This is a genomic window from Marinobacter sp. (genome assembly GCF_033722195.1).
Classification (GTDB): Bacteria; Pseudomonadota; Gammaproteobacteria; order Pseudomonadales; family Oleiphilaceae; genus Marinobacter.
Genome location: NZ_JAWVZL010000121.1, coordinates 1 through 7,613 on the forward strand (window position 1 = coordinate 1; position 7,613 = coordinate 7,613).

The 7,613-nt window shown below is 64.1% G+C and carries 7 protein-coding genes and 1 pseudogene; 4 read left to right on the forward strand and 4 right to left on the reverse strand.

The annotated features are described in order from the left end of the window. Nucleotides 1-402, forward strand: a pseudogene (locus tag R3280_RS14945) (MFS transporter); the annotation flags it as partial. 173 nt (nt 403-575) lie between these two features. On the opposite strand, the gene R3280_RS14950 reads toward R3280_RS14945, so the two are convergent. Beyond that, the gene (locus tag R3280_RS14950) at nt 576-1,205 is read right to left on the reverse strand and encodes a MarC family protein (protein WP_318999412.1); all 630 of its coding nucleotides are present in this window, start codon (nt 1,203-1,205) and stop codon (nt 576-578) included. Between the two features lie 153 nt (nt 1,206-1,358). On the opposite strand from R3280_RS14950, the gene R3280_RS14955 reads away from it, so the two are divergent. Beyond that, nucleotides 1,359-2,252, forward strand: coding sequence for an alpha/beta hydrolase (locus tag R3280_RS14955; protein WP_318999413.1), 894 nt, complete (start codon nt 1,359-1,361; stop codon nt 2,250-2,252). Nucleotides 2,253-2,263: 11 nt separating this feature from the next. On the opposite strand, the gene R3280_RS14960 is transcribed toward R3280_RS14955, so the two are convergent. The 3 genes from R3280_RS14960 to R3280_RS14970 all read right to left on the reverse strand — a co-directional run bounded on the left by R3280_RS14960 (nt 2,264) and on the right by R3280_RS14970 (nt 3,934). After that, complete coding sequence (locus R3280_RS14960; RefSeq protein ID WP_318999414.1) at nt 2,264-2,569, reverse strand: hypothetical protein; 306 nt, start codon at nt 2,567-2,569, stop codon at nt 2,264-2,266. A gap of 87 nt (nt 2,570-2,656) precedes the next feature. After that, nucleotides 2,657-3,247, reverse strand: coding sequence for an exopolysaccharide biosynthesis protein (locus R3280_RS14965; RefSeq protein ID WP_318999415.1), 591 nt, complete (start codon nt 3,245-3,247; stop codon nt 2,657-2,659). A gap of 78 nt (nt 3,248-3,325) precedes the next feature. Next, nucleotides 3,326-3,934: a TetR/AcrR family transcriptional regulator gene (locus R3280_RS14970; RefSeq protein WP_318999416.1), complete on the reverse strand. Its 609-nt coding sequence runs from the start codon at nt 3,932-3,934 to the stop codon at nt 3,326-3,328. A gap of 221 nt (nt 3,935-4,155) precedes the next feature. On the opposite strand from R3280_RS14970, the gene R3280_RS14975 reads away from it, so the two are divergent. Together R3280_RS14975 and R3280_RS14980 are read left to right on the forward strand one after the other, a co-directional pair. Beyond that, nucleotides 4,156-6,258: a 3-hydroxyacyl-CoA dehydrogenase NAD-binding domain-containing protein gene (locus tag R3280_RS14975; protein ID WP_318999417.1), complete on the forward strand. Its 2,103-nt coding sequence runs from the start codon at nt 4,156-4,158 to the stop codon at nt 6,256-6,258. Nucleotides 6,259-6,318: 60 nt separating this feature from the next. After that, a complete protein-coding gene (locus R3280_RS14980) occupies nt 6,319-7,500 on the forward strand; it encodes an acetyl-CoA C-acyltransferase (RefSeq protein WP_318999418.1) in 1,182 nt (393 codons plus the stop codon). Nucleotides 7,501-7,613 lie beyond the last annotated feature (113 nt).

Consider the following 7,613-nt stretch of genomic DNA (forward strand, 5'->3'; position numbering starts at 1 on the left):
GAATGGCTGTTGCCCGTTTGGGCTTGGTTAGGCGTTGGTTTTTCGACCGTTCAAACCCCAATCGGCAGGGTCCTAACGCGGTCATCGCATACTCATGACAGACCAGCTCTGTTCGCTGCCCAGTTCTCGTTATCTCATGCCGGATGGCTGTTCGCCTATCCCTTAGCCGGCTGGCTGGGATCTACTGCGGGGATGACCATTACTCTGTTGGTACTGCTGGGACTTGCTCTCGGAGGGCTAATTCTTGCGTTGAAGGTATGGCCCTCTGTTGATCCGTTAGAGTGCTCTCACAATCACGACGACCTGCCAGGCGACCATCCTCATATTGCAACCGCCTCCAACTCCAGAGTTCACCGTCACCACTACGTCATTGATAGCCTGCATCCCAAATGGCCGGATTGAGATTGCATGGGATGCTGCGAATGTTCGCTTTTGTTTAAAACCCAACACTGTAGTGGCCAACTAATCTGGGACAGTGTTTAAAGGTTTTCCTCAACGGCAACTTGCGAAATGCCGTCATTAAATGCATGCGGTCGTTTCCGGTGGTAGTCGTCCATCGGATAGCCACCTGAGGCTCAGGCGGTGGTGGCGGCAATGAAGCCGGCAATGCCGGTGAGCACGATTTCCGCCGCCATGGCGGACAGGATCAGGCCGCTGATTTTGGAGAGGATATTGAGCCCGGTCTTGCCCAGCACCCGCTCCAGGTAGCCGGACAGGTACAGCAGCACCGCCATGATCGCCAGCGCCGTTACCAGCCCCAGCAAGCCGCCGGTGATGCCGGCAAAGGTCTTGAGCTCGGCGCCGTAGACCAGGATGGCGCCGATGGTGGCCGGCCCGATCATCACCGGTATGGCCAGGGGCACCACCGCGATGTCATCCCGCTCCTCCACCGGCAGCCCGGTGGCGTGACTGCGGGTGCCGCTGGTGACCAGGCTGATGGCGGTCAGGAACAGCAGGCAGCCGGCGCCGATCCGGAAGGAATTGAGGGTGATGCCGATGGCGGAAAACAGCAGCGGCCCGGCGAAGAAGAGCACCACGCCAAGGATCAGCGCCGAGATGCAGGCCCGCCGGATGATGGCGTTCTTGTCTGCCGCGGGCTGGCCCCGGGTCAGGGCCAGAAACATGGTCACCACGAAAAAGGGCGCCAGCAGGAACAGGAAACGGATGGCGCTGCTGAGGTAGGTACTGAACAGGTCGGCAAACATATCGGGTCGCGAATCCGGTGGTGAATGGAGTGTGGCGTTTCCGTGCAAGGGTAGCCCCAAGTGCGGGGAAAGTCCCATTCCCGGTGTCGGCTCGTCAATGCGGCGGCTTTTGCGCTATGGTCATAAAGCCCATTCCAGCCAGGAGACCCCATCATGCATCTGAGCAATCCCCTCAGCCTCGACACCCCTCGCGGTCGCTTCAGCTACCGGGAGAGCGGCGACCTCTGGGGCGCGCCGGTGGTGATGATCCACGGCTGGCCGGAAAGCTCCTACTGCTGGGAACTGGTGGCGGAGCGACTGAAAACCGGGCTGCGGGTGCTCGCTCCGGACCTGCGTGGCCTTGGCGACAGCGAGCGCACCCCCGGCACCGGCCACTACCTCAAACACGAACTGGCCCGGGACGTGCTGGCCCTGGTTAACGAGCTGGGCATCGAGCAGTTCCAGCTGGTGGGCCACGACTGGGGCGGCGTGGTGGCCCAGGAGATCGCCATCGCGGAGCCGGACCGGGTCCAGCGTCTGGTGATCATGAACATCGCGGTGATCAACAATCTCAAGGGCAACCAGGAGGTCATCGACAAAGTCCGCAGCGGCAGTGGCCGGGCCTATTGGTACCAGCATTTCCTGCAGACCCCGGACCTGCCCGAAGCCATGATTCCGGACAACGAGGAGGCCTGGCTGGGGCATTTCCTGCGCACCTCCGACGGCAGTGACTTCCCCCGCGAGGCCCTGGACGAGTACATCCGCACCTTCGAGATCCCCGGCACCGCCGGCACCCAGGCCAACTACTACCGCACCTTCAACGATGACGCCAAGCGCTGGGCCGGCCTGAGCCGACATGTTTTCCCCATGCCGGCACTCTACCTCTACGGCAACCGGGATCATGTCATCATCCCGGAGTACTTGAACCACATCGAGGACTGCTTCAGGAGCGTCCGGGTGGAGCAGGTCGAAGCCGGCCACTTCCTTCAGGAGGAGCAGCCCGGGCCGGTGGCCGAGCGCCTGAACGGCTTTCTGCAAGCCCAGAGCAACAACGTCGGTACGACCTAACAAAGCCCGGTTCAGTAGTCCTCAAGGATATCCACGATGACCCGGGTGTCCCGCAGAACCTTGAACATCCGGTCGTCCACCTCGACCCGGTCGTAGCGCTCGTCCTCCCGATAAACCTCACCGTATCGATCATAATCCGGTGGCAAGCGGTCCCCCTCTTCCAGTTTGCGCTGCCAGCCGGGCGGCAGGCGCTCGCCGCGCTCCAGCTTCTTCTGCAGCCCCGGGGGCAGGTCTCCGTCCTTACCGGGAGGCGCCGCCAGTACCAGCGCCGGCGTCATCAGGGCAAGCAACAATGTAATCAGCAGCGTTTTCATCATGACTCTGCAATCCTTCCAGTCGGCTGAGTGCCCCAGGTTCACCCGGGTGTTGCCTTGCAGTCTATCCCACATCGGACGTGGCCGGGGTTACACCAGGTTCACAAGAATCAGGACAGGGGTGGTCAGGGTGAGGGTCCAGGCGAAGAGCGCAATGAGCCCGTCGCGGGCAATCATGGCCAGGCCGAATGCCATCAGGGCCACACCCACCAGGCTGGCACTGAAGGGAATGATTTCGGTCACCGGCATGACGAAACCGAGGAACACGCAGACGACCGCCATCACGTCCAGGCCCAACCCTTTGACCAGAACGGTGAGCCGCGGCTGGCTGATGCCGTCGAGCAGACGGGCGAGGGGGTGCAGCAGCGTCAGCCCCCGCATCAGCCGGGCCCGCGGCACCTCGCGCCGCAGGATCCAGTCCGGCAGCCAGATATGCTCGTGGCCTAGCAGCAGCTGGCTGAGGGTTATGAGGACCAATAAGCCGGACAGGGTCGGCATCCCCGGCAGCCCACTCAGAGGCGTAATCAGGATCAGACCCACTAGCAGAAGCACCGGGCCGAACGAGCGCCGGCCCACGGCATCCATCATCCGACCAACACTGACATACCGGGCTCCCGGCGAGACCTGTTCAACTCGCGCCAGCAGCTGCTCCATGTTGGCCGGTTCGTCTGCTTCTGCCATGGCTCGGGCCTGATCCAAAAACCGTGGGCTCTTCCCCCGACCATAACACCCAGACTTTCCGGCATCCAGAATATGTGTTCAGGGACGCCCGAGCACCACCCGTGCCATCAGATCCTCGATGCGGCGAATGGATTCGGCGTCGCCGGGCTTACCGGTGAGGACCACCTGGGAGCCAATGGTGGCCACGTACAGCAGCAGCGACAGGTCCCGGATGCGCTCCGGGTCGCTGGAGAGACGCTCGAACAGGCTGCAGTTCTGGGCAATGCGGGAGGCGTCCACCTGGGCCACCAGCTCGGCAGCGTAGTCGTCGCGGCGGGCGAAATCCCGCACCGCCAGTTCCACCTGCAGACGGCGGATGTTGCGGGAGGCGTCGGTGAGCAGCAGCTCGAGGATTTCCCGCAGTTCGGTTTCCACGTCGCCGCCCTTGGGCTTCCAGTACTGCAGTTCATGCAGGCGGCGGTCGCGCCAGCGGTCCAGGAAGCTCACCACCAGGTCCTCGTGGTCCCGGAAGTGCCAGTAGAAGCTGCCCCGGGTAACGCCCAGCTTCTTGGCCAGGGTCAGCACCCGCAGGTTGCCGAAACCGCCGGCCGCTACCTCACCGGCGGCGGCGTCCAGCCAGTTGTCGCGACTGAGCTGGGGCCGGGCGGATTTGGCGGCGCTGGTTGGGGCTTTACGGGGGCTTGTCATGGTGGCGCTGGGGTCCTGTGGCCGGGCTATCAAGCTGGATGGGGGAATCTTACCGCAACACCTGCCGGCTTGGGCAAAGCGTTGACCTTGTCTACAACATACATTAGTGTATGGAAAATTCAATACACCGGTGTATGGAGAGCGCAAGCGTCCGCACGCCGGCATCTGCTGATCCGCAGCGGAGCCGCTCCGGCCCCGCCCCGCGCTACCGAGGAGTCCTTATGAGTACCGCGCACTACCAAGTCAACGGCGACCTGGCCGTCATCCGTCTGGACAACCCGCCGGTCAACGGCCTGGGCCACGCCCTTCGCAAAGGGATCGTGGACGGTCTCAAGCAGGCCGAGGGCGACAACAGCGTCAAGGCCGTGGTGATCATCGGTTCCGACCGTGCCTTCTCCGGCGGCGCCGACATCAGCGAGTTCGGCACCAGCAAGATGCTGGCCGAACCCATCCTCACCACCGTCATCCATTACCTGGAAACCAGCACCAAGCCGGTCGTAGCCGCCATCAGCGGTGCCTGCATGGGTGGCGGCCTGGAACTGGCCCTGGGTTGCCACTACCGGGTCGCACGGCCGGACGCCCAGATCTCCCTGCCGGAAGTGAAGCTGGGCTTGCTGCCCGGTGCCGGCGGGACCCAGCGCCTGCCGCGGCTGATCGGCGCCGAGCATGCCCTCAACATGATCGTGTCCGGCGCCGCCGTGCCGGCCAAGCAGTTCCAGGGCAGCCCCCTGTTCGACGAAATCGTCGAGGGTGACCTGCTGGAAGGCGCCCAGGCCTTCGCCCGCAAGGTGGTGGCAGAGAACCTGCCCCTCAAGCGTGTGCGCGATATCAAGGGCAGCCACCCCAATCCGGAAGGCTTCTTCATGTTCGCCCGCAACACCGTGGGCGCAATGGCCAAGCACTACCCGGCACCGCTGAAGTGCGTGGACGCGGTGGCCGCCGCCGTCACCAAGCCTTTTGACGCCGGTATGGCCGTGGAGCGCGAAGCCTTCACCACCCTGATGCAGACCCCCGAATCCCGCGCCCTGCGCCACGCGTTCTTCGCCGAGCGCCTGGCCAGCAAGATTCCGGACGTACCGTCGGACACCCCCACCCGCGACATCAACAAAGTGGGTGTGATCGGCGCCGGCACCATGGGCACCGGCATCTCCATTAACTTCCTGAATGCCGGCATCCCGGTCACCATCGTGGAGATGAAGCAGGAAGGCCTGGACCGGGGCATTGCCCACATTCGCAGTGTCTACGAGGGCCGTGTCAAGAAGGGCAAGATGACCGAGGACAAGGCCCGCGCCTGCCTCGACCTGCTCACCACCTCCCTGAGCTATGACGACCTGGCGGACGCCGACCTGGTGATCGAGGCGGTGTTCGAGGAAATGAGCGTCAAGCAGTCGGTATTCGAGACCCTGGACAAGACCTGCAAGCCCGGCGCCATTCTGGCCTCCAACACCTCCACCCTGGATGTGAACAGGATCGCCAGCTTCACCAAGCGCCCGGAAGACGTTATCGGCCTGCACTTCTTCAGCCCCGCCAACATCATGAAGCTACTGGAAGTAGTCCGGGGCGCCAAGACCGCCAAGGATGTGCTCGCCACCGCCATGAAACTGGCCAAGACCATCAAGAAGACCGCCGTTGTCTCCGGTGTCTGCGACGGCTTCATCGGCAATCGCATGATCAACCAGTACCAGCGGGAAGCCCTGCTGATGCTGCAGGAAGGCGCCAGCGTCCAGCAGATCGACAAGGCCATCGAGAAGTTCGGCTTTGCCATGGGCCCGCTGCGCATGGCGGACATGGCCGGCGGCGACATCGGCTGGGCCATCCGCAAGCGCCAGTACGCCGAGAAGCCGGAGATGAAGCGGATGGTCGTAGCCGACCGTCTGTGCGAGATGGGCCGCTACGGCCAGAAGACCGGTGCCGGTTTCTACCGCTACGAGCCGGGCAACCGCAACGCCCTGCACGACCCGGAAGTGGACAAGGTGATCGACGAGGTGCGCGCCGAACTGGGCATCAAGCCCCGCAAGATCTCCAATCAGGAGATCGTCCAGCGCTGCGTCTACGCCCTGGTCAATGAAGGTGCCCGGCTGCTGGAAGAAGGCATTGCCCAGCGCGCCTCCGACATCGACATGGTGTATCTCACCGGCTACGGCTTCCCGGTCTTCCGCGGTGGCCCTATGCACTACGCCGAGGAAGTGGGCCTGGCCAACGTGGTTCGCGACATGGAGCCCTTCGCCAAGAACCCCCACACCGAGCCCGGGTTCTGGCAGCCGGCGCCATTGCTGGCCCGCTGCGCTGCCGAAGGCAAGGGTTTTGACGACAACCGCCGCTGAGCGACCCAACCAATTTTGCGGCAGCGCCCCCCGGGCGTTGCCGGCTTCAGGAGAACAGTTATGTCCAATGACGTAGTCATCGTATCCACCGCCCGCACCCCGCTGGCGAAATCCTGGCGCGGCGGTCTCAACATGACCCACGGCGCCACCCTGGCCGGTCACGCCATCCAGCACGCGGTCGAGCGCTCCAAGGTCGACCCCAACGAAATCGAAGACGTGCTGATGGGCTGTGCCCTGCCGGAAGGTTCCACTGGCAACGACGTCGCCCGCATGGGCGCCATCCGCGCCGGCCTGCCGGTGTCCGTGGCCGGTGCCACCATCAACCGGTTCTGCTCCTCGGGCCTGCAGGCCATCGCCATGGCCGCCCAGCACATCGCCGTGGACCGGGTCCCGGTCATGGTCGCCGGCGGCGTGGAGTCCATCTCCACCGTCCAGGCCAGCGTCAACCAGAACTACATGATGGAGCCCTGGCTGGCCAAGCATAAGCCGGAACTCTACTGGTCCATGCTGCAGACCGCCGAGACCGTGGCCCAGCGCTACGGCATCAAGAAAGAAGACATGGACGAGTACGGCGTACGCAGCCAGCAGCTGGCCGCCAAGGCCCGTGACGAAGGCAAGTTCAACGACGAGATCGTGCCCATCACCACCATCGCGGGCGTCGCGGACAAGGCCACCGGCCAGCTCAGCAGCCGCAAAGTGACCGTTAGCGAAGACGAGGGTATCCGCCTCGACACCAACCTGGAGGGCGTCAGTAAGATCCGCTCGGCCATGGAAGGTGGTGTGGTCACCGCCGGCAACGCCAGCCAGTTCTCCGACGGCGCCTCCGCCTGCGTACTGATGGACGGCAAGCTGGCGGAACAGCGCGGCGTCACTCCGCTGGGTATCTTCCGCGGCTTCGCGGTGGCTGGCTGTGAGCCCGACGAAATGGGCATCGGCCCGGTGTTCGCGGTGCCCAAGCTTCTCAAGCGCGGCGGCCTCACCGTCGACGACATCGGCCTGTGGGAACTGAACGAAGCCTTCGCGGTGCAGGTGCTCTACTGCCAGCGCAAACTGGGCATCCCCATGGAGCGCCTGAACGTCAACGGCGGCGCCATCGCGGTTGGTCACCCCTACGGCACCACCGGCTCCCGTCTGGTAGGCCACGCCCTGATCGAGGGCAAGCGCCGCGGCGTGAAGTATGTGGTGGTGACCATGTGCGTGGGCACCGGCATGGGTGCTGCGGGTCTGTTCGAAGTAGCCTGAGAGTATTGGGGGTAGCGGCCGAGGGGTAGGGGTGTCCAAAACTCGCTCCTTCGGCACATCCATGTGACGCGCGGGCTCCGCCATCCCTGGCTCCGCACGGTTTTGGCCACCCC

Coding starts and splice junctions, on each gene's coding strand:
- R3280_RS14975 (WP_318999417.1), top strand. CDS start 4,156: ATGAGTACCGCGCACTACCAAGTCAACGGCGACCTGGCCGTCATCCGT.
- R3280_RS14965 (WP_318999415.1), bottom strand. CDS start 3,247: ATGGCAGAAGCAGACGAACCGGCCAACATGGAGCAGCTGCTGGCGCGA.
- R3280_RS14960 (WP_318999414.1), bottom strand. CDS start 2,569: ATGATGAAAACGCTGCTGATTACATTGTTGCTTGCCCTGATGACGCCG.
- R3280_RS14980 (WP_318999418.1), top strand. CDS start 6,319: ATGTCCAATGACGTAGTCATCGTATCCACCGCCCGCACCCCGCTGGCG.
- R3280_RS14950 (WP_318999412.1), bottom strand. CDS start 1,205: ATGTTTGCCGACCTGTTCAGTACCTACCTCAGCAGCGCCATCCGTTTC.
- R3280_RS14955 (WP_318999413.1), top strand. CDS start 1,359: ATGCATCTGAGCAATCCCCTCAGCCTCGACACCCCTCGCGGTCGCTTC.
- R3280_RS14970 (WP_318999416.1), bottom strand. CDS start 3,934: ATGACAAGCCCCCGTAAAGCCCCAACCAGCGCCGCCAAATCCGCCCGG.